Origin of the sequence: Rhizobium azibense (assembly GCF_004342325.1) — a bacterium.
Classification (GTDB): Bacteria; Pseudomonadota; Alphaproteobacteria; order Rhizobiales; family Rhizobiaceae; genus Rhizobium; species Rhizobium etli_B.
In genome coordinates this window covers 1-19,835 of the sequence record NZ_SMBJ01000026.1, presented here as the reverse complement: position 1 = coordinate 19,835, position 19,835 = coordinate 1, and the positions used below count along the sequence as shown (strand labels likewise).

Annotated in this window: 19 protein-coding genes and 5 pseudogenes; 6 read left to right on the top strand and 18 right to left on the bottom strand. The window is 59.4% G+C overall.

Features of this window, described 5'->3' with window-relative positions; genetic code table 11:
* Positions 1-671 (bottom strand): annotated as a pseudogene (locus EV130_RS31765) (IS3-like element ISRel21 family transposase); the annotation flags it as partial.
* Between the two features lie 125 nt (positions 672-796).
* Between EV130_RS31765 and EV130_RS31760 the strand changes: the two are divergent.
* Positions 797-1,172, top strand: a pseudogene (locus tag EV130_RS31760) (nodulation protein NodZ); the annotation flags it as partial.
* A gap of 140 nt (positions 1,173-1,312) precedes the next feature.
* On the opposite strand, the pseudogene EV130_RS31755 reads toward EV130_RS31760, so the two are convergent.
* Positions 1,313-2,257, bottom strand: a pseudogene (locus EV130_RS31755) (IS630 family transposase).
* Positions 2,258-2,375: 118 nt separating this feature from the next.
* Here EV130_RS31755 and EV130_RS31750 point away from each other — a divergent pair.
* Together EV130_RS31750 and EV130_RS31745 are read left to right on the top strand one after the other, a co-directional pair.
* On the top strand, positions 2,376-2,693 hold the full coding sequence (locus EV130_RS31750) for a hypothetical protein (protein ID WP_018247218.1): 318 nt from the start codon (positions 2,376-2,378) through the stop codon (positions 2,691-2,693).
* 214 nt (positions 2,694-2,907) lie between these two features.
* Complete coding sequence (locus EV130_RS31745) at positions 2,908-3,111, top strand: hypothetical protein (RefSeq protein WP_004674430.1); 204 nt, start codon at positions 2,908-2,910, stop codon at positions 3,109-3,111.
* Positions 3,112-3,385: 274 nt separating this feature from the next.
* Here EV130_RS31745 and EV130_RS31740 read toward each other — a convergent pair whose 3' ends face one another.
* The 10 genes from EV130_RS31740 to ccoN all read right to left on the bottom strand — a co-directional run bounded on the left by EV130_RS31740 (position 3,386) and on the right by ccoN (position 12,329).
* A complete protein-coding gene (locus EV130_RS31740) occupies positions 3,386-4,051 on the bottom strand; it encodes a Crp/Fnr family transcriptional regulator (RefSeq protein WP_004674428.1) in 666 nt (221 codons plus the stop codon).
* Between the two features lie 31 nt (positions 4,052-4,082).
* Complete coding sequence (ccoS, locus tag EV130_RS31735) at positions 4,083-4,241, bottom strand: cbb3-type cytochrome oxidase assembly protein CcoS (RefSeq protein WP_004674425.1); 159 nt, start codon at positions 4,239-4,241, stop codon at positions 4,083-4,085.
* Positions 4,238-6,520, bottom strand: coding sequence for a cation-translocating P-type ATPase (locus EV130_RS31730; RefSeq protein WP_004674422.1), 2,283 nt, complete (start codon positions 6,518-6,520; stop codon positions 4,238-4,240). Before EV130_RS31730 ends, ccoS begins: the two co-directional genes overlap by 4 nt.
* Positions 6,517-7,002 (bottom strand): FixH family protein, encoded by a 486-nt coding sequence (locus EV130_RS31725; protein WP_004674419.1) that lies wholly within the window; start codon positions 7,000-7,002, stop codon positions 6,517-6,519. The genes EV130_RS31730 and EV130_RS31725 overlap by 4 nt, the downstream gene beginning before the upstream one ends.
* Positions 6,999-8,573: a cytochrome c oxidase accessory protein CcoG gene (gene ccoG, locus EV130_RS31720; RefSeq protein ID WP_004674417.1), complete on the bottom strand. Its 1,575-nt coding sequence runs from the start codon at positions 8,571-8,573 to the stop codon at positions 6,999-7,001. The genes EV130_RS31725 and ccoG overlap by 4 nt, the downstream gene beginning before the upstream one ends.
* Positions 8,574-8,740: 167 nt before the next feature.
* Positions 8,741-8,926: a hypothetical protein gene (locus EV130_RS31715; RefSeq protein WP_004674416.1), complete on the bottom strand. Its 186-nt coding sequence runs from the start codon at positions 8,924-8,926 to the stop codon at positions 8,741-8,743.
* Between the two features lie 11 nt (positions 8,927-8,937).
* Positions 8,938-9,801 (bottom strand): cytochrome-c oxidase, cbb3-type subunit III, encoded by an 864-nt coding sequence (gene ccoP, locus EV130_RS31710; protein ID WP_004674413.1) that lies wholly within the window; start codon positions 9,799-9,801, stop codon positions 8,938-8,940.
* 1 nt (position 9,802) lies between these two features.
* On the bottom strand, positions 9,803-9,955 hold the full coding sequence (locus tag EV130_RS31705) for a cbb3-type cytochrome c oxidase subunit 3 (RefSeq protein ID WP_004674411.1): 153 nt from the start codon (positions 9,953-9,955) through the stop codon (positions 9,803-9,805).
* Positions 9,956-9,963: 8 nt separating this feature from the next.
* Positions 9,964-10,698: a cytochrome-c oxidase, cbb3-type subunit II gene (gene ccoO, locus EV130_RS31700; RefSeq protein WP_004674404.1), complete on the bottom strand. Its 735-nt coding sequence runs from the start codon at positions 10,696-10,698 to the stop codon at positions 9,964-9,966.
* 8 nt (positions 10,699-10,706) lie between these two features.
* Positions 10,707-12,329, bottom strand: a complete 1,623-nt coding sequence (gene ccoN, locus EV130_RS31695; RefSeq protein WP_004674403.1) for a cytochrome-c oxidase, cbb3-type subunit I — start codon at positions 12,327-12,329, stop codon at positions 10,707-10,709.
* Between the two features lie 241 nt (positions 12,330-12,570).
* On the opposite strand from ccoN, the pseudogene EV130_RS32820 reads away from it, so the two are divergent.
* Positions 12,571-13,288: pseudogene (locus tag EV130_RS32820) on the top strand (cyclic nucleotide-binding domain-containing protein); the annotation flags it as partial.
* 306 nt (positions 13,289-13,594) lie between these two features.
* Positions 13,595-14,038 (top strand): pseudoazurin, encoded by a 444-nt coding sequence (locus tag EV130_RS31685; protein ID WP_004674399.1) that lies wholly within the window; start codon positions 13,595-13,597, stop codon positions 14,036-14,038.
* A 965-nt stretch (positions 14,039-15,003) separates the two neighbouring features.
* On the opposite strand, the gene hemN is transcribed toward EV130_RS31685, so the two are convergent.
* A complete protein-coding gene (gene hemN / locus EV130_RS31670; protein WP_004674397.1) occupies positions 15,004-16,356 on the bottom strand; it encodes an oxygen-independent coproporphyrinogen III oxidase in 1,353 nt (450 codons plus the stop codon).
* 463 nt (positions 16,357-16,819) lie between these two features.
* On the opposite strand from hemN, the gene EV130_RS31660 reads away from it, so the two are divergent.
* Complete coding sequence (locus tag EV130_RS31660) at positions 16,820-17,065, top strand: NAD(P) transhydrogenase subunit alpha (RefSeq protein WP_309506698.1); 246 nt, start codon at positions 16,820-16,822, stop codon at positions 17,063-17,065.
* A 13-nt stretch (positions 17,066-17,078) separates the two neighbouring features.
* Here EV130_RS31660 and EV130_RS31655 read toward each other — a convergent pair whose 3' ends face one another.
* The 5 genes and pseudogenes from EV130_RS31655 to EV130_RS31630 form a co-directional block, all read right to left on the bottom strand.
* Positions 17,079-17,534: a phasin gene (locus tag EV130_RS31655; RefSeq protein WP_012489581.1), complete on the bottom strand. Its 456-nt coding sequence runs from the start codon at positions 17,532-17,534 to the stop codon at positions 17,079-17,081.
* Between the two features lie 874 nt (positions 17,535-18,408).
* On the bottom strand, positions 18,409-18,726 hold the full coding sequence (gene fdxB, locus EV130_RS31645) for a ferredoxin III, nif-specific (protein WP_004677870.1): 318 nt from the start codon (positions 18,724-18,726) through the stop codon (positions 18,409-18,411).
* Positions 18,723-18,926, bottom strand: a complete 204-nt coding sequence (locus tag EV130_RS31640; protein WP_009991124.1) for a CCE_0567 family metalloprotein — start codon at positions 18,924-18,926, stop codon at positions 18,723-18,725. The genes fdxB and EV130_RS31640 overlap by 4 nt, the downstream gene beginning before the upstream one ends.
* Positions 18,927-18,950: 24 nt before the next feature.
* On the bottom strand, positions 18,951-19,439 hold the full coding sequence (locus EV130_RS31635; RefSeq protein ID WP_004679071.1) for a NifX-associated nitrogen fixation protein: 489 nt from the start codon (positions 19,437-19,439) through the stop codon (positions 18,951-18,953).
* 33 nt (positions 19,440-19,472) lie between these two features.
* Positions 19,473-19,775, bottom strand: a pseudogene (locus EV130_RS31630) (nitrogenase component 1); the annotation flags it as partial.
* Between the last annotated feature and the right edge of the window lie 60 nt (positions 19,776-19,835).

Sequence of the window (19,835 nt, the reverse complement as noted above, 5' to 3'; positions counted from 1 at the left end):
GCGCAGTTTCTTACCCGTTGCGAGTTGGTCGTGAACGAAGTCCATCGCCCAGACGTCGTTGGGTCCGACGGCCATGTGCCGATCCTCGCGAAGCTTGGCTTTTACCCCCCGCTTCGGTGTCTTGTTCCGCAACTGTAGCCCCAAGTCCCTGTAAATGCGGTAGGTTCGCTTGATGTTGGTGCCCCAACCCTCGCGTTCCAACAGCACATGCACGCGGCGATAGCCGTACCGCACACGGATCTCGCAGATCTCGCGAATACGACGTTCCAGACCGGCCTGATCAGCACGGCGAGAGGTATAGTGGTGAGTTGATCGATCGAAGTTCAACGCTCCACAAGCACGTCGGATCGAGATCGCCCAATCGCAGCACATGCCTTTCACCATCTCCCGCTTCCGAGCAGGCCTTAGAGCTTTCGGCGGATGACATCCTGCAACATCTCGCGGTCCAGCGTCAGATCCGCGACGATCTTCTTCAGGCGCGAATTCTCGTCCTCGAGCTGTTTCAGCCTCTTCATCTCCGGTGGCAGCATGCCCGCGTATTTTTTCTTCCAGTTGAAATAAGTCGCCTGGCTGATCCCCGCCTTCCTGCAGATTTCAGCAACCGACACGCCTTCATCACCTTGCTTCAGAATGAACGCCTTCTGAGCGTCCGAAAACTGCGACGCTTTCATCGTCTTCTGGTCCCTTTCCCAGCCAGGAAAATGCACCGGAAAACTCTAACCAAAATTGGTCCAGTTTGAAGGGTTCAGATCAATGGGCCGGACTCTAATCCATTCTGGAGGAAATTCTCAGTGGCAGGTCAGTGTGCACTGCCATCGAAAAGGCCAAAGCGATACCGCATCGACGCCCTGTGATGGTTTTCTTGTGTACGGACAGCGCGCAGGTACGGGACCATTTACTCGGTGTATTTCCCGATCAATCACTATCCCGAAATGCTTTCAGGCGGCCCAGGCCGGCCATTACACAGTGCATCGCTCGGAGTGGACGGCGGTATCTCTGCTCTTACAGAGATGTACCTTCTCGCCCGATGCGATACGGTAATTCGCTTTCCGCCGGCCAGCGCCTTCACGCGCTATGCCCGTCTCTTCGTGCCACGTGTTATTGAGTTTGACTTGAAAGATCCGACTCGCTTGATCTTGACTGATGAATCGTCCGAGCATGAGCCGGCTTGATGAACCGGCACTCCGCTGAACAAATTCTCGGCGCCCTCGCAGGATTGAGGAGAGGTGTTCACTGGATCGCGATGTGGGCGCAGCACGCGACGAGACAAGGCGGGGGCGCATCCTCTCCTAGCGTCTAGAGCAAATCCTGTTCAATCCGGATCATATCCAGCAGCCTTGAAGCAATTGGCGCATTCTGCGGGGGTGAAGCGGGGTATCAGGGCGCCAACTGCATCCCAGAGGGCGTCAATCTTTCGCTCTGCCCGACCTCGCAGCATCGCCTTCAGTTTGGAGAAGGCGTTCTCGATCGGATTGAAGTCTGGGCTGTAAGGGGGCAGGAACATGAGCGTGGCGCCGACACGTTCGATGGCGTCGCGTACACCCGCTGTCTTGTGAGCCGGTAGGTTGTCCATGACCACCACGTCGCCGATCTCCAGGGTAGGCCCCAATACCTGTTCGACGTAAGCCAGGAAGACAATTACCGTTCATGGCGCCATCGTAGACAAACGGCGCGGTCATCCCAGTGAGGCGCAACGCTCCGGTAAAGGTCGTTGTTTTCCAATGGCCATGTGGCACGCCAGCTCGGCAACGCTCACCTCGAAGTGCACGTCCGCGTAGCCGTGCCATCTTGGTCGAAAGGCCGGTTTCGTCGATGAAGATCAGCTTTTCTGGATCGAGATCCAGTTGGCCGTCGAACCAGACACGCCGGCGCTTTAGGACATCCGGCCGGTCCTGCTCCAGTGCGTGGGCGGTCTTTTTTCAAAGGTCCATCCGCGGCCTCGAAGCCAAGCGCCAAGTGCGCTGCGGCTGATCTTCACCTGCCGCTCGACGGACAAGCGCTCAACCATCTCATCGAGCGTCACATCCCTACGCTCGTTGATCAACGCGACAACGAATTCCTCGTGTGCATCCACTGCCGAAGGTCGTCTCCAGCCCTGTGGCCGAGCAGTTAACTCACCCTCTTTCGCTCTTGCAATCCAGCGGATCGCCGTCGAAATCCCAACTCCGAAACGAGCCGCAGCCTGTCGAGCCGACATGCCGGCCGCAGACGCTTTCAAAACCCGTATTCGAAGATCATCGCTCAGTGCTTGTCCCATCATCCACCTCTTCTCTGTGGATGTTTGAATCAGCATCGATGGACGCCGTCACATCACAATCGATTCATCGATCGCAGGACTTGCTCTAGCGCGTCCAAAGGCTTGCTGGATCATTGTTGTGAAGGGTAGCTATTGGGCGCCTTCGGTGAGTGGAAACGGCACCGCGCGCTCGACCCGCATCATTGGCATAGCAAGCTCGCACGTCGGCGATTCCGATGGGACGAGGACGTTCGCGCGCCACAGCCTCGTCGGCGCCTTAGCCGACGCCCTGCCTGATGCGAGGGCGTTCGTCGGGCTTGGTCGACAGATTGCCATCAAGCTGATGTTCGTGCTCTATGCGGTCGTGGGCGTGGCCGGAGCCGTTCTTTATTCCCGCATCCCGACACGTCTGGCAAACCGCTCGACCACAGAAGCCGCCGCCGCGCTAGGTCCTTAGCGCGCATCGTCCTTGCAACTCGCAACTCCCTCAGCCTCGACGCATTCGCAGGCGTGATAACGCCGGCTGCGAAAGACAGAAGATGCACTGTTGTAGTCTCCGGCTCCCGCCGCTGCTTGCATGACGGCTTGCGCCAGTCGTTGACAAAACTCAATTGGCCAGCCACCATTCCCGTTGCCCGGCCATTTGTAATGAGTAAGTCTGAGGTGGTGCCATGCCTCGCATGATCAGGTTCATGCTCACGCGTTTGGCGACGGGGTTCGCAATTGGATCCGCCGTGGGCTTCTTCGTTTGGCAAAATGGATTTGCCGCGGCAGGCACGGTTGAGAGTTATCTCGCGCAGGGCCTGTTCATCTACCTCTTCGCAAGCACCATCAGCATGGGTTATCTCGCGACGGCCCTGCTCCTCGAAGAATAACGCCGGACGCTCTCCGTCGCATGTTGGTGCTCGTTGCGCCCGTTCGTCTGCACTTCCCTATTAAGCCCGCCAGTCCGACGGTATCCGCATGTGTCGTCAGCGCCACCGTTGATGCGGACAAGGCCTGAAGCAAGCGATGAAAACAGTCGAGATGACAAGAACAATCCCGATGAGCATGACGTCCTGGTACATTTTGCGCCTGGCCATAACGGAGCAAGCGATCGCCACATTGACGGCGGTCGAATTCCGGCGCGGTTATCGCCCTACCCCGAGGTCAGCACGCCTTCCGCAGCAGGTCGACGCTGTCGACCACGACGACCCTGCCTCTGACTTCGACCCCTGCAGGACCGAGGGCAGCGAAAGCCCGCGAAAGGGCTTCGGGCGCAACCCCCAGTTTGCCGGCCAGAATTCTCTTCCGGTAAGGCAGGCGAAAGGTGGCCTGCGATGCTGAGGCCGGGCAGCGGCTGACGAGGTAATTCGCAACACGCTGTGCAGCCGTGTGCAGCCGGTCTCCCGCTATGCAATCCATGGCACCGAGCAGATGCCGGGCCATGATGCGCATCACGTTGCGACGCATGACGGGGTCCCGGTCGGCAAGCGCCCGCAACTCCACAAGGTCGAACAACGCGACCTCTGCGCCGTCGGCGGACCATGCGCTGTAGGTGTAGGAGCCGCCTCCCGACAGGAGATATTCGCCGAACGTCTCGCCCGGTTCGCAGATGCAGATATCTGCCTGGCGCCCCGCGGATTCCGACTTCGAAAGTCGCACGAAGCCGCGCATCACGCAATAGACGAACGACGCCTGCTGGCCCTCGGCGATAATCCGCTCGTCCGGTGCGAAGATCTGGAACTGAGCCGTGTCGGCCAGTTCTTCTATCCTTGCTTTGTCCAGGCCGTGAAACAGGTCAGATCGCAAAAGTATGGGATGTCTCGATAGCATCGATCTTCCTTTCGTTTCGGCCGTGAGCGGTTCAAGGTCTTTTGCAATCGGTTTCGTCCTCGACGAGGATTCGCCAAGCTGCTCCTTCAAGGTCGTCGTACTGGCGGCTCGTCAGCGACCAGAGGAACGCCAGGAGACCCATTCCCCCCATCAGCAGTGCGATCGGCATCAGATAGATCAGCATGTTCATGTGGTTTCAACTTCCGCACGTCCGCCGGCAAGCGGCTCGCTCCGTAGGCCGGGGCGCCTGCCGAAGGCATTTAATCGCAGCGCATTCGTCACGACGATGATCGACGAAGTCGACATGGCCACCGCCGCTATCAGCGGCGTTGCCAGGCCGGCGATTGCGATCGGTACCGCAAGCACGTTGTAACCGATGGCGAGAGCAAAGTTCTGTCGAATGAGGCTGGCGGATCTTCGCGCAACGGCGATTGCCTCAGGAACGGCATCGAGACGATCGTTGAAGAAGATAAGGTCGGCAGCTTGCCTGCCGACGTCGGATGCGGTTGCGGGCGCCATCGAGACCTGCGCGGCGGCCAGCGCCGGTGCGTCGTTGATCCCGTCGCCGACCATGAGCACACGATAGCCCTCGGCGCCCAGCCTCTGGAGTTCCTCGACCTTCTGTTTCGGCGCCAGGTCGCCCAGAGCTTTGCCGATACCGAGAGCCCGCGCTGTGTTGTCGACGACGGCCTGCCTGTCGCCGGATACTATCAGCGTTTCGATACCGGCTGCAGCGAGCTGGCGGAAAGCCTCGGCGGCGCCCGGACGAAGCGTGTCGTCAAACAGGAAACGGGCGAGATCGACGCCGTTTTTCGACAGGACCACCTCCGAAAACGGAGTATCGCCCGCGGGCGTGAGCCCGGTTCCGCAGGCAAAGGCCCGGTTGCCGAGCCGATAGAAGTCCGCTCCTTTCCAGGCTTCCAGCCCCCCGCCGGCGATTTCCGTGACCCTGTCGAAGGCGAAGGGGTAAGAGATGTCTATGTCCCGCACCAGACCCTGGGAAAGCGGATGCCGTGAATGCGCCGCCATTGCGCAAACGATGGCGCTATTGCCCGCGATCGCGTCGCTTCGGACGAGGCGGGGCCGGCCCATCGTCAGGGTGCCGGTCTTGTCGAAGGCCACCATGTCCGCGTCGGCCAGTCTTTCGAGCGCCGAACCGTCCTTCACCACGATGCCCCTGCGGAAAAGTTCGCCGGCGGCGACCACCTGGACCACCGGTACAGCAAGGCCCAATGCGCAGGGGCATGTGATGATCAGCACCGCGACCGCGACCAGCATGGCCTGTTTCCAATCGCCCCCAAGCAAGCCCCAGGCGAGAAAGGAAGCCAGCGCCAACAGGTGCACGGCGGGAGAATAAAGTGCTGCGGCGCGATCGGCGACCCGGCGATAACGAGCCCTGCCGCCCTCGGCCGCTTCCATCAGGCCGATGATCTCGGAAAGAAGCGAATCCCTTGCCACTTTGGTCGCCCGCAGGACGAGCGAACCGGTCAGGTTCATCGCACCCGAATTCAGCGCGCTGCCTGCGGCGACGGCGACCGTGCTGCTTTCACCGGTGACGATGGAGAGGTCAACATCGCTCTCGCCGCTGACGATCATGCCATCGACGGGAATGCGTCGGCCGGCGGCAATCGCGATGTTATCCCCGACGGCGATCTCTTCGACCGGGATGTAGTGCCGCGACCCGTCCGGCATCATCAGCTGCGCCCCGCGCGGCGCCAGTCTGGCAAGCCCGTTGATCGCGGCGCGGGCTTTTTCCCGCATTACATGATCGAGGGTTCTGCCGATCAGCAGGAAGAACAGCAGAGACACCGACGCGTCGAACCAGGCATGTTCGCCATGGTGCATGGTTTCCCATAGGGAGACCGCATAGGACAGCGTCACTGCAAGCGAGATCGGAACATCCATGTTGGTGCGCCTACGCTTGAGCCCGCTCCAGGCCGATTTGAAGAAGAAGCGTCCACCATAAATCAGCGCCGGCGCCGCGATCATCGCCGAGATCCAGTGAAACATGTCGCGCGTGGCCGCATCGGCGCCCGACCATACCGACACCGAGAGCATCATGATGTTGGCGGCCGCAAAGCCGGAAACTCCAATCGCCAGCAGTAGCTGGTTCCGGATCCTGTCGGTTTCGGGTGCTGTCGACGTGATGAGATGGGCGCGGTATCCGGCCAAGGTGATCGCGGCGAGGATTTCGGAGGGATCGGTCGCCTTCGCCTCGATCTCTTCCTGATAGACGCAGGTGACACGCCGGGCGGTGAGATTGACCCGGGCTTTCCTGACGAACGCAAGCGCCGACAGCGCTTTTTCGAGGGTCAATATGCAGCCGCCACAGTGGACGTCGGGTACGCTGAGGTCGATCTGGCGTAACCCTGCCCCGAGCGGGTGGCTTGCAAGGCATACCTCCTCGGCGCTGGCGGATGTCGCGCTGAGGCCGAGAACGCTTTCCGCATCCATCGAGCAGCAGGTCATTGGCGGAACTCCGCGGTGTCGAAGCGTTTGGCCTCATGCATGACGACCGCCCCGTTCATTCTCGATATGGCCTCGACGATCCAGTCGCCGGCGACAACCTGGTGATCGGCTTCGAACCGCCCTTCGCCCGTCTTCCGGAGCGTCACGCGGAAATCCTCATGATCGCCGACGGGCCGTTTGAAGTTCAGCGTGACATCATCGATGATCGCAGGCGTGCCGGCCTTGTCGTGGATGTCGTAACGGATTTGGATGCCCTTAACGACGAGCGCGCCCTCGACGCCGGAGGCGGCCATTGCCTTCATCGCTGCCGCCCTGGTGTTGAATTCCTGGCTGGCCACATAGGTGTTTTCCACGACGATGCCACTCCAGCTGGACGCAGCATAGAAGGCCATGGTGGCGTTTACGGCGATCACTACGGCGAAGAATGCCGAGGTGGCAAGCAGCACGTGCAAGCCGGTAAAGCCCTGAGTAGAAGTCTTCATTTCACGTCTCCCGGCGCGTTGAACGCGGCGCGATAGCTCGCCCGGTCGGCTTGACCTGCGTCTTGACCTATATCTTCGATGACGAAGAGGAATTCGTTGATCTCTGCCCCGTCTGGGGCGCGCGTGACGAAGACCTTGAGCGTCGTGGCCGCGTCGGGTTCGACGTGAGCGGTGAAGCTGCGGGCATCCTGCCTGCCGAACTCGGGAATGCGCATTGTGCCCCCCTCCAGCCCGACGAGGGTGATGGTCACGTCCCGCGGCTTCGGCACCATGTTGAGGACATGCAGCGTGTAGCCGTTTCGGATGGAGCCGTCGCTTTCCAGAACATATTGAGGGTTCCGGTCGTGGATAACGTTGAGCCTGAGCCGATCGCGTAAGGCGAGATGGACGACCATGGCGACGCCGATCGATGCCCAGACGACACCGTAGAAGACAATTCTTCGGCGGAAGATGATGCGCCAGTCGAAATTCCGGACAGCTGGCATGAAGCTTCCGTCGTCGTTTCGGACATTGGAGGGCTGGATGGCTGTCCGTCCTCCGTCAGTAGCAAGCGACATGTTGCTCGAATATTCCTTGAGCGTCGCATAGGCGATCAGGCCGTGTGGCTTCCCGAGCTTGTCCATGACGCCGCCACAGGCGTCGATGCAGAGGGCGCATGTGATGCATTCCATCTGCTGGCCGTCGCGGATGTCGATCCCCATCGGGCAGACGGCGACGCAGGCATTGCAGTCCACGCAATCGCCCACCGGCAGACCCTGAGCCTTCTTGCCATGGCGCGACCGCTGCTCGCCCCGCCAGTCGTTGTAGGTGACAACAAGCGAATTCTCATCCAGCATCGCGCCCTGAATGCGCGGCCACGGACACATATAGGTGCATGTCTGTTCGCGCATGAGGCCGCCAAGCACATAGGTCGTCGCGGTCAGGGTGGCGATCGTGGCATACGCAGCGGCAGGAGCGCTGCCGTCAAACAGTGAAGCCGCCAGGCTCGGCGCGTCGGCAAAATAGAAGATCCATGCTCCGCCCGTGGCGACGGCGATCAGCAACCAGATCGCGTGCTTGATCACCCGCTTCCTGAGCTTGTCGAAAGTGAAGGGGTCGGCATCGAGCTTCATCCGAGCGTTTCGGTCGCCTTCGACGGCGCGTTCGACGACGATAAAGAGATCGACCCAGACGGTCTGCGGACAGGCATAGCCACACCAGGCGCGGCCGACAGCGGCGGTGAGGAGAAAGAGGCCGAAGCCCGCCATGACGAGCAGGCCCGCCACATAGTAGAATTCCTGCGGCCAGATCTCGATGAAGAAAAAGAAGAAGCGCCGCGAGGCGAGGTCGACGAGGATTGCCTGATTGGGCGCATAGGGACCGCGGTCCCAGCGAATCCACGGCGCGAGGTAATATGTGCCAAGCGTGAGCAGCATCAAGACCCATTTGAACCGGCGAAAGGGCCCTTCGGCTCGTTTCGGAAAGATCTTCTTGCGCGGCGCATAGAGAGACTGGCGGTTGCGCCGGGCGTTGACGGGTTCGACGCGAACGTGGTCAATGTCATTTAGATTAGGGCGGGTATAGAGATTCATAGGACCTGTCCGATTTTCACCACTCTTTTCCCAGCCGTGGCGGATCCGTTCCTTGATGCAGATCAAGAACGACCGTGCAGAAGCGAAAAGGCCACGCCCCAGAGTAAGGGCGTGGCCGGAGGACAGCGGCGGAGAAACCGCTGGGACGTCCTCCACAGGAGCTGAAACTATCGGCTCGTCTGCTTGTGGTCTTTGAGGCAGATCAAACTCACCATCGAATTGCCGATTTTTGCCGGGTCGTCCTGCTCCGAAGACGCAGGCATCTGTTGGGCGCGGGCTGAGACACGCGATCGGATAACAGCACGCGGCGCGCCGTAGAGAGGGAGGATCGGATTGCGGTCGTGGGCTGTCATGTCTTTTCTCCTTACGTGCCGCCGCCGAGCGCATGAACGAAAATAGTAAGCTCGTTTACCGTTGTGTCCCCCAGGCGCGCTGCCCAGGCAGGCATTACGCCATGTTTGGGAGAGGCAACCTGACGAAGGATGGCGTCTTCACCCCGCGACTTCAGCCAGATTGCGTCGGCGAGATCCGGCGCACCCATTTCCACCTTTCCTTTGGCGTCCTCGCCGTGACATGGGGCGCAATTGTCGAAGAAAACCTGTTTTCCGGCCGCCGCCAGACCGACATCCGAGGGCGTATTGGTCAGCCCCCAGACAAAGGCGGCGACCTGCTTCATCTGGATGGGCTCCAGAACACCGGCAAAGGGCGGCATTTCGGAGGAATGGCTATCCGTATCGCCGTCGAAGCGGATGCCATGAGAGATCGTGGCCTGGATGGCATTCAGATCCCCGCCCCACAGCCAGTCGTCGTCGTTGAGATTCGGAAACCCCGGACCGCCGCTCGCTCCCGATCCATGGCAGGGCGCGCAGTTCACCTTGAAAGCGGATGCGCCGCCAGCGATCGCGAATTTACGAAGAGCAGGATCCGCGTCGATCTCCTCCACTGTCTTGGCAGCGATCAGGTCATGGAACTCCGTCTGCGATGACTTAGCGAGATTGAGGTCCTGCTGCAGCTCGGCGCGCGTTGAATAACCGAGATAGCCGTTAGTGGCGGAAGTGATCATCGGGATGGCCGGGTAAGCGATGGCGTAGCCGATCGCCCAGAGGATCGTCACGTAGAAGGTCCAGATCCACCAGCGCGGCATGGGATTGTTGAGCTCTTGGATGCCGTCCCATTCATGACCCGTCGTTTCGACGCCGCTCAGTTCATCGATATGCTTTTGCGACATCTCAATCGTCCTTCAAGGGAATATCGGCGGCATCTTTGGCCGTCTGCTTGCTACCTGGGCGAAGGGTGAGCATGACCGCGCCGACGAAGAATGCGGCCATTGCCAGGAGGCCCCAGCTGTCGGAGAAGTGTCTCATTGCAGTGTAAGTTTCCATGGATCACCTCACCGGTAGCCGGTCGCGTCGTCATAGGTCGAGAAATTAACCAGCGTTCCGAGCATCTGCAGGTAGGACACCAGCGCGTCCATCTCGGTCAGCCGGGTTGGATCGCCGTCGAGATCGCCGACATTCGCATTTGGGTAGCGCTTGAGTAGAGCCGCCGTGTCCGCGTTCGGATCGGCCTGGGCTCTCATGTCGGCCTCGGCATTCGCCAGCATGTCGTCGCTGTAAGGCACGCCCACGTCCTCATTGGCCTTGAGGTCCTCTCCGATACTCCTGACCGTCACCTCCTTCTCTTCGAGGAAGGCGTAGCTCGGCATGATTGATTCCGGCACCACGGCCCGCGGATTTGCGAGATGCTGGACGTGCCATTCGTTCGAGTAACGCCCCCCGACGCGGGCCAGATCGGGCCCTGTCCGCTTGGATCCCCATTGGAACGGGTGGTCGTACATCGATTCCGCGGCGAGCGAATAATGGCCGTAACGTTCGACCTCATCACGGAACGGCCGGATCATCTGGCTGTGGCAGAGATAGCAGCCTTCACGGATGTAGATGTTCCGTCCGGCGAGCTCTAGCGGCGTGTAGGGCCGCATGCCTTCCACTTTTTCGATCGTGTTCTGCAGGTAGAACAGCGGTGCGATTTCAACGATGCCGCCAATGCTGACGACCAGCAGCGAGCCGACCAGAAGAAGCGTCGCGTTCTTCTCGAGGGTCTTATGTTTATCAAGTAACGATGCCATGTCTCACCTCACTCGGCAGGCTGTGCCTGGGGCACCAAACTGGTCGGGATTGGCGCTTCGTCGCGCAGGTGGCCGCGGATCGTCATGAACACGTTCCAGGCCATGACGAGGCCACCCGCTAGGTAGAGTGCTCCGCCGACGGCACGCAGCACGTAATAGGGGATCATCGCCGCGACCGTTTCAGCGAAGGAATAGACGAGGAAGCCCTGGGAATTGTATTCTCGCCACATCAGCCCCTGCTGGATGCCCGCGACCCAGAGCACCGCGGCGTAGATCACGATCCCGAGCGTCGCGAGCCAGAAGTGCCAGTTGACCATCCGCAGGCTGTAGAGGCGCTCGCGCCCCCACAGTTTCGGCGTCAGGTAGTATATCGCCCCGAAGGTGATCATACCCACCCAGCCAAGTGCTCCGGAATGCACGTGACCGATCGTCCATTCGGTATAGTGGCTGAGCGAATTGACAGCCTTTATCGACATCATCGGGCCTTCGAAGGTCGACATCCCATAAAATGCGATGGCGACGATCATCATCCGGATGATCGGGTCGGTGCGAATTTTGTCCCAGGCGCCCGAAAGGGTCATCAAACCGTTGATCATGCCGCCCCAGGAGGGCATCCAGAGCATGACGGAGAAGACCATTCCGAGCGTCTGCGCCCAGTCAGGCAGCGCCGTGTAATGCAGATGATGCGGGCCGGCCCAGATATACATGAAGATCAGGGCCCAGAAGTGGATGATCGACAGCCGGTAGGAATAAACCGGCCGGTTGGCCTGCTTCGGCACAAAATAGTACATCATCCCCAGGAAGCCGGCGGTGAGGAAGAAGCCGACGGCGTTGTGGCCGTACCACCATTGGGTGAGTGCATCCTGGACGCCGGAGAAGAGAGAATAGCTCTTGGAGCCGAGGAACGACGCCGGAACAGCGAGGTTGTTGACCACATGCAGCATCGCAATGGTGACTATGAAGCTGAGATAGAACCAGTTTGCCACGTAGATATGCGGCTCTTTGCGCTTCAGGATCGTTCCGAGATAGACGGCCAGATAGGCGACCCAGACGATGGTAAGCCACAGGTCGACGTACCATTCGGGCTCGGCATATTCGCGCGACTGATTGATGCCGATCACGTAGCCGGTCGCAGCCATCACGATGAACAGCTGGTAGCCCCAGAAGACGAACCAGGCGAGTGTTCCTCCGAAGAGACGCGCGCGACAGGTGCGTTGCACCACATAGAAGGATGTCATGATCAGCGCGTTGCCGCCGAAGGCGAAGATCACCGCCGATGTGTGAACCGGCCGCAATCTTCCGAAATTCCAATAGGGCGCGATGTTGAGGTCGGGAAAGGCGAGCTGCAGCGCGATGATCACGCCGACGAGGAAGCCGACGACGCCCCAGAACACCGTAGCGATCAGGCCGTAGCGGATTACCTCGTCGCAATAGCCCGTAAGCTCTGTTTTGCGCTGTTGGCCCGTCGGCGAAAACTCTGCGTTTCTGACAAGCAGCAGCGTTCCCGCAACCAGGCAGAGGCAAAGTATACCCATATGGACTGCAAACAGATGATCGTGCGCGAATGCGGCCGCGAGCAGCGCCAGAAACGCTGCGACCGCGATCACCATCGTTTCTGTCGTGTAATTCATGATGTCGTCTCCAGTGCGCAGACGACCGCCTCGCGGCCGGCTTTCTCGGATTTCGAGGCAGGACTGTCACGAAGACGGGAACGGCTCCTTGATCTACATCAACAAGCGGACTGGAAGCGGTGGACGAACCGACGTTGTTACACTCTGTTGCAAACTTCCCCCTTTGGCACCGCCCGCTTACTCCCGTGTGACGCAGCTGCTTTCTACCGCACCCACTGCCACAAGGGGCGATGAAGATGCTGTGCAGAACAACCACGCGTTCGACAATGGCGCGAAGGGGCGCGAAGCCATACATGCCGGCCAATCCCTCTCTTCGCTGTTCGTAGGCTCGGCGGCCGAGGCCGTCGCAGCCGGTAAGGCGATTTGGTGGGAGGGTGATAAGCAACCATCTTGTCCAGGTGGAAGAAGGTGTCGTGCGCCTGCTTCGTATCATCGGCGAAAGATCGTCGGGTGATAATCGCTCTTCAATTCGCCGGCGATCTCAACGGCGCGTCGCTGCAAAACGATTTCCTATTTACGGCTGAGGCCGTCACGAAATGCAAGATCCGCCGGATATCGCACATGAGTTTCCACGGGGAAGTCGCTCGGTCTAATGCGCTCGCTCGACCTAGCTCTCGTTGCTCTGGCAGGAGGCGGCCGCTTCGCATGAACAGATGGTGCTGTTGCCGAAGAAGAACGCCGAGGAGCGCCCCTGCAGCTTCATCGTGAAGCTTGCATTCCGGCGCAACCCGCGTCCGCCAAGGTCCGTTGCGCGTTTCCATGAATCGTCAAGACATTGCGGATCATCTCGGCCTGACCATTGAGACCCTGGCCCACACCGTTACGAAACTTGCGTCGCGCAACATCGTTATTCCCGAGGGCAGGCACGACCTGCGGAACGTCAATCTTGCCCGCTGGTACGGTTATCGGGCGACACTGATGATTTTTCCGAGGATTTCTGTCAGAGGGTAAACCTCAACACACGCGACAAGCCGCGGGATCGACATTCATGCCCTCCGCGAACTTCTCGACGCGATATGAGCTCAGTCACGGCAATCCTAAGCTGTTCAGCAGCGCCGACGTTCGCCGAGCGTGCTTGTCCTTCGGTGATTCCTACATCGCTTGCAGGCTGCCATGTCCCTCGCAAGGGCGCTGGGCAAGCAGGCAAAAATTGGGACCTTCTGCCTTTTTTCCCCGAATTTGACGGGCGTCAAAGAGCCCAATTCCGGCATCTGCTAAGACACATTCATGAGGCTGATTGGGTCTCGCAGAAAAGGAGCTTGCAAATGCGGTTAAAATTCGGTCTGATCGCTGCAGCGGCAGCCTTGATTGTTTCGGCAGCGCCGTTGATGGCGGCCGACCACCAGGTTCGGATGCTCAACAAAGGCACGGAAGGCGCGATGGTGTTCGAGCCTGGCTTCCTGAAGATCGCCCCCGGCGACACCGTCACCTTCATCCCCACCGACAAGGGCCACAACGTCGAAACCTTCAAAGGCCTCATTCCGGATGGCGTTGCCGACTTCAAGTCAAAGCCGAATGAGCTATATCGCGCGAAATTCGATGTTCCAGGCGTCTATGTCCTGAAATGCACCCCACATTCCGGCATGGGCATGGTTGCCCTGATCCAGGTGGGTGACAGTCCGCCCAATCTCGAAGCGATCAAGACTGCAAAGGTGCCGAACATGGTGCGCAAGCGGCTCGATGCCGACCTCACAAACATCACCCAGTGAGACACAGCAGGTGCGGATGACCGCGCAGCCCATGACGATGGCTTTCGTGGCAGCTGTTTGCCTCGCCAGGAGCAGCTGATGCTCAGTGAGCATCGAGCAGAGCCAGGCGCTGTCAGGCAAGACGTCCAAGGCAGTGGTCGGACACGGTTGTCGGCAAAGCCGATGCCGAAACCTGGTGGGACCGTCGAGAAAGTGAATGTGGCCTGTGAAAAGAGCTATGATCTGCACGGCAGACCTGTGAAGGAACGCGTGGGCAAGATCACTAGCCCGGCGGCAATCTCGCTGACGACGAATATAACGAGGTCGTTTTTTTGCGCGGCAGTCGCGAAGGAGATGCCAGCCAAAACCCGGGGTCTCGTTCTGGTTACCCAAGAATTGCACGGAAGGCGCCGTCGAACGTTTGATCGAAATCCCCGCGGCAGGCAAGTCCTACAACTAGGAGACCCCTGCCTCGTCCTTCGACGTGCTCGAACAACCGCGTTCGTGAGAGGGCGAGAGCCGTCGATCATGTGGCGCTCGGTAGCTCACCTCGCGAAAAGGCTCCTTCAGGCGCCTGCGCGGCCGCCATAATCGCGATGGGCACAACTCTGCGGACCGGCGCTTGCCCACGCCACCTTAAAGGTTCGACGTCAGTCGCCAACGATACCCTGGGCCGGGGCCTGCCGAGATCGAGCTGTATTTGAATGAGCCGAAAAGCTCGACGATAACGACCTCGACGTCCAGGCGGTGATACGGGCGCCCATCTACTTGTGACAGGGCGGCCCGATGACCGTATTTGTGAGTGCGCCCGCCCTGCTTCACACGAACTTGCGACGTCGATCCTCCTCGACGTGCCGTTGTCGACGGGACTCCTGGGAAGATAACTGCAGGGTCCTCGATCGAGAAACGGGAACTCGATGTCTTCTCGCGCGGCCTTTGATGCGTTTCGTGTCGCCGGAACCGATGCACACTTCCGGCGACAAGTACTAGGCTGCCTTGCTGTGCGTGTGCCCGTGCGAGCTAAAATAGGCGTCGAATGCCGCCGCGACTGCACGGACCATGAAGCGCGCCTCCTCGCATACGACAATCCGCTCACCGCTGATCGTCACGACGCCGTCGGCCATGAGCTCGCCGAGACGGTCGTTGCGCTCGACAAGGAAGCCGGTGTCGAAACCCGATCCGCTGCTCAACTGGCCGAGATCGGCTTCGAAATCGCACATCAGCCTCTCGATGACCCTCGCCCGAAGCTTGTCCTCCTCGCTGAGAAGATATCCCTTGGCGGTCGGCAGCACCCCGAAGGCAATTCGCTCGGCATAGAGGCCGAGAGGCACGTGGTTCTGCATATAGCCGGCCGGCAGCCGCCCGATCGCAGATGCGCCGAGGCCGATCAGGCTATCGCAATCATCCGTGGTATAGCCCTGGAAGTTTCTCCTCAGCGTTCTGTTGCGCGCGGCGAGCGCCAACTGATCGTTCGGCAGTGCAAAATGATCGAGCCCAATGCGCAGATATCCGGCCTTCTGGAGCTCCTCGGCGATCACTTCCGCCTGCTCGTTCCGCTGTTTTGCGTCCGGCAGCGATGCTTCGTCGATCAGGCGCTGATGTTTCTTAAAAGCGGGTATGTGAGCGTAACCGAAAACGGCGAAACGTTCGGGACGCAGTTCTGCAGCCAGCCGGACCGTCTCGATGCAAGATTGGACAGTCTGTTTCGGAAGGCCATAAATTAGGTCGAAGTTGATGCTGCTGACGCCTGCTGAGCGCAACCCGGCGACCGCCCTTTCCGTCTGCTCAAAGGATTGCAGCCGCTTGATACCGGCCTGCACGATCGGATCGTAGCTCTGGACGCCGAGGCTTGCGCGGTCGACGCCGTTTTCGGCGAGCGCATCGATCATGGGGGCGACCAATGTGCGAGGGTCGATCTCGACTGCGACGCCGGCTTTCGCTTCAAACGTGAAGGCACTCCTGAGCTTTGCCATTAGAGCCGAAAATTCCTGCGGCTTCATGACCGACGGCGTGCCGCCGCCGAAATGCACGTACTTGACGGGCACGTCGTTTCCGGCCGCAAAAGAGACGAGCTCGATCTCTTCCTTCATCACGTCGAGATAGTCGGCGACCGGAGCGTCTTGCCGGGTGATGGTCGTGTGGCAGCCGCAGTACCAGCATATCGAACGGCAGAACGGGACGTGGAGATAAACCGAAACCGGGCCAGCCGCGGCGATATGGGCGAGATTGCCGGCATATTCATCCGGCCCCACGGCTGCAGAAAAAGCCGCCGCCGTCGGGTAACTCGTATAACGCGGAATCCGCGCATCGCCGTATTTGGCGATCAGATCATCAGACATTTTCGCATCCCTTTTCAAAACAGGATGCTTTATGACCTCCGGCCGCGCCGGCTTCCTTGTCCCAAATCAATGATGACGTCTCAGGCCAGAATCAGCCGGATCTTTGTCCGCTGTGAAAGTCAGCACTTTCGAACCCGCCTAACATCTCGTTCTGACATGGGTCGAGCCGCGGTCCCGGCTGTTCGAAGAGACGTGCCACAAGGAAATGAGCAAGAATGACTGATACGCAAAACGGGTGAAACAAATTGGTGTCCGCGTGCTGTCGCCGGTCGAGCCATCCCACGGTTTCGGCTCGCTCCATGCGCTGGCCCCCGGCGATAGTTTGTTGATCGCCAGTGGAACTGGTGCCGGCCTAACGGCGGGAATCTCGAGCGAAGCCTACCGAAACGCGGAAGTCGTGGTCGTTTTCCAATTCCACAGGCCCTCGCCGCGGCCGCCGACGTGATCGTCAAGGTGCGCCTCGATCAATGAGGTCGCCCTGCTGTCGCCTGAAAAGACGCTAATCGCTTTCTTCTATCCCGCAGCCAACAATGAGTTGCTCAAGCGGGCTCTGCATTCGGGCGCGAATATAAGCGCCATAGACATGGTCCCGCGCATCAGCCGTGCACAGAAGATGAATGGGAAAGATCGGGGTTACCGGGCGGTCATCGAAGCGAGTGCGAACTTCAGGTGTTTCTTCACCGGGCAGATCACCGCGCGGTATTTCTAGGGTCTCCTCAGTTTTACGTCGCCTTGAGGTCCGTCAGCACCTTGTCAAAAGCATCCTTGACCGGCTTTGAGATTTCCTCCACCGCCCTGCTTGAGAGCACCCGGACTTCCTTGGCGTGCTGCAAACTTGTCTCAACGCGCTTGCGGAAAAAGGTCGACTGCTGTTCGAGGATCTGCGACGGCGAATTCGCGCCCAGCAAAGCTTGCAAATGTGAGAAGCTGGCCTCGGCGTCGGCCTGCAGTGCAGCGATCGTCTTCCACCACAATTCGTTGCCGAATAGACTTGTCGTTTCGAGGATCGGAGGCAGCATTTTCTGTGTCGCTTCAGCGCCGGACGCAAGTTTCAAAAGAGCCTCTGTCACCTTCTTGTTCCCCTTTTCAACAGATGCGCCGAACTGATCTGGCACCTTGAGCGACGATGACCCCGGGTTTTCGATCGTTTCAAAGGATCTTTCGGAAATCTTGGTCATTGCATTTTCCTTCTCTTTGAGTTGGTTGCAAGCTGTGACATCGGGATTGACCCTTCCGCCGGCGGATGCATGGCCGCTTGGTAGAACGCGGATCCGATGACGAACGGTCAGGTGGCCTCCGTTCCGTTCGTTTCATGAACCGGCATCATGCAGACTGCTTTCTGCCGCTTGTAACCAGGGATCAGCAAACACCATGCCAACTGCTCCGACGCGCCAAGAAGATGATTTTCTTTTATCAATGGGCGGGTTGAGGGCAGGTTGATGTGTATTTGACGGAGAGACCGGCGAACAAAACGTTCCAATCACGACAAACCTGACAAAAGTGGCGGATGCCCGACATTTGCGAGAAATGTCGACGGTTGCGCTGGGGACAAGGGAATTAGCATGTAATTCAACCGCGCTCAGGATCGTCCTGTGTCGGATCGTATTGAGCCTGCGGGGTGGAAAGTGGCGTTGCGGTCCTCGCCGCAAGTGCCTCCGTCAGCTGCGCACTGGTGCTTACCTTGACGGTCAGCTTGCGCGAGACATTGCGTGCAATTGCAGTGCCTTCTTTGCACCGGCCGCCATTGATTAGAACCGCCGCATCCGCGGATCAGGCATGGGACACGAACGGCACGATCTGTGGCGATCCAATCGCGGGGCATCTGCCTTGGCAACCGGATAAGTTCATCGCCGAGGGCGACGAGACAGCGATCGCCACTTCGCGCTTTTAAAAAAGTCCTATTGAAAGAAGCGACGAACTAGCCACCATCGCAGCGCTAACTTTGTGGATGGAATGCCACACGAAGTAACTACGTTCGTTCGTTTGCGCAGACGACGAGCAGCAGGAGACAACAAACGATCTGAAGGTAACAGCGTTGACTTGTTCGCGAGATCACGCAGTAACCTTGTCTGCCGCGACATGGGTCTGACAGTTCTTCGGGCAGACGCGCGCGCAGGCGCCGCAACCAATGCAGCGGCCGGCCTCATCGACAACCATGATCATACGATTGAGCTCGCCATCGAAGTCTTCCTCCTCGTCGTCGCAGATGCCGAGGATTTCACCCGCTTCACCGACGCCATAGAGGTGCATGACTTCGCGAGAGCAGGCTTTGAAGCATCGGCCACAGCCGATGCAGGTTGTAGCATCGATGCAGGTCAGGTACTCCGGCACCCAGCTGGAGCCGTCGCGCGTGACGAAAGGGCCAGTCATCGTGAATTCTCCAATGCAGCGAGCTCTTCCTTCGCAGCGTTCAACTCGGCGAAGGCGTCGAACGTCTCTCCTGCAATGGTCTTGATTCTAGCCCAATTAATCGGAAGGTCCTCGGCAAGATCGTGCAACTCCATCTTCGCAGCGGCGGCGCGGGACTGCAGCTTGCGGACCTTCTTCAGCTGCTCCACAATGTCTGACATGATCTCTTTCCTCGAAAATTGATTTCATGATGCCCGCGCCACGTCGGGATAGGTTTCGATAACTTCAATAGCGTCATCGACCATTTTCGTGCCGGTCTCGGCGAGCTTGCCTAGCGTCTCAAAGCCGAACCGGTGGACATCGCGCAGGGTCTTCGACAGAACGACCAACCGTCCAGTCGTGAAAAGCAAGCGGCCGAAGCCCTCATGGCCGATCGTCATGATCGGCGATGCCAACAGGCCTGTGCACTCTTCGATCACAAGCCCCACGCAACTGTAAAAATTCTGTAGCCTCCACAGCACATCAGGATCCGGATCGCCTATGATCGGGATCTTACGGCGCTGCTCCTTGGTGAGGATGAAGTCGGCCAGCAGGTCAGCGTCCGATTTGCCTTCCCACGCCCCATGGGCATCCTGAGCGCGGATGAGCCTTATCAGGCATCTGAGAAAAGGGGTGGCGAGATCCCCATCTTCGTTGACAGCAGGGCCATTCGTACTTCCTGTCAATGTACCCATTTCTTAGTCCTCCTCATCGAAAGGCTTCTTTTCAATGGCGCCTGCTTCGGTCAGCGCCGTGAAGCTCGTGCGCCAGAGCGTTGGACCTGAGGAAGCCGATCCGCGATTGTCCCAGGAATTGCCCTCACAGCCGAGAGGCCCATGGATCAGGTGCGCGACGTCGGTGATCGGCTGCAGCACGATCTTGGCGCCATCGAAAGCGCATCCGCCGGCTGCCGCCCCGGGGATCAGCGGCTTCGAACAGCCGTTTTTGCGCGCCTTGGAATCCTTGCTGCGGTTCTTCTCGCAGGCAGGCTCGTCGAAGACATCCTGGACTTTAGCATTGAGCAAGGGCATTGCGGTCTCCAAGTTCAGATGAAGGCGGCCGGCCTCACAAGGCCGACCGCCGCCGCTCCT

Coding starts and splice junctions, on each gene's coding strand:
- ccoG (WP_004674417.1), bottom strand. CDS start 8,573: ATGAATCTCTATACCCGCCCTAATCTAAATGACATTGACCACGTTCGC.
- EV130_RS31705 (WP_004674411.1), bottom strand. CDS start 9,955: ATGGAAACTTACACTGCAATGAGACACTTCTCCGACAGCTGGGGCCTC.
- EV130_RS31715 (WP_004674416.1), bottom strand. CDS start 8,926: ATGACAGCCCACGACCGCAATCCGATCCTCCCTCTCTACGGCGCGCCG.
- EV130_RS31730 (WP_004674422.1), bottom strand. CDS start 6,520: ATGACCTGCTGCTCGATGGATGCGGAAAGCGTTCTCGGCCTCAGCGCG.
- EV130_RS31685 (WP_004674399.1), top strand. CDS start 13,595: ATGCGGTTAAAATTCGGTCTGATCGCTGCAGCGGCAGCCTTGATTGTT.
- ccoN (WP_004674403.1), bottom strand. CDS start 12,329: ATGAATTACACGACAGAAACGATGGTGATCGCGGTCGCAGCGTTTCTG.
- hemN (WP_004674397.1), bottom strand. CDS start 16,356: ATGTCTGATGATCTGATCGCCAAATACGGCGATGCGCGGATTCCGCGT.
- EV130_RS31725 (WP_004674419.1), bottom strand. CDS start 7,002: ATGAAGACTTCTACTCAGGGCTTTACCGGCTTGCACGTGCTGCTTGCC.
- ccoS (WP_004674425.1), bottom strand. CDS start 4,241: ATGAACATGCTGATCTATCTGATGCCGATCGCACTGCTGATGGGGGGA.
- fdxB (WP_004677870.1), bottom strand. CDS start 18,726: ATGACTGGCCCTTTCGTCACGCGCGACGGCTCCAGCTGGGTGCCGGAG.
- ccoO (WP_004674404.1), bottom strand. CDS start 10,698: ATGGCATCGTTACTTGATAAACATAAGACCCTCGAGAAGAACGCGACG.
- EV130_RS31635 (WP_004679071.1), bottom strand. CDS start 19,439: ATGGGTACATTGACAGGAAGTACGAATGGCCCTGCTGTCAACGAAGAT.
- EV130_RS31655 (WP_012489581.1), bottom strand. CDS start 17,534: ATGACCAAGATTTCCGAAAGATCCTTTGAAACGATCGAAAACCCGGGG.
- ccoP (WP_004674413.1), bottom strand. CDS start 9,801: ATGTCGCAAAAGCATATCGATGAACTGAGCGGCGTCGAAACGACGGGT.
- EV130_RS31740 (WP_004674428.1), bottom strand. CDS start 4,051: ATGCTATCGAGACATCCCATACTTTTGCGATCTGACCTGTTTCACGGC.
- EV130_RS31745 (WP_004674430.1), top strand. CDS start 2,908: ATGCCTCGCATGATCAGGTTCATGCTCACGCGTTTGGCGACGGGGTTC.
- EV130_RS31640 (WP_009991124.1), bottom strand. CDS start 18,926: ATGTCAGACATTGTGGAGCAGCTGAAGAAGGTCCGCAAGCTGCAGTCC.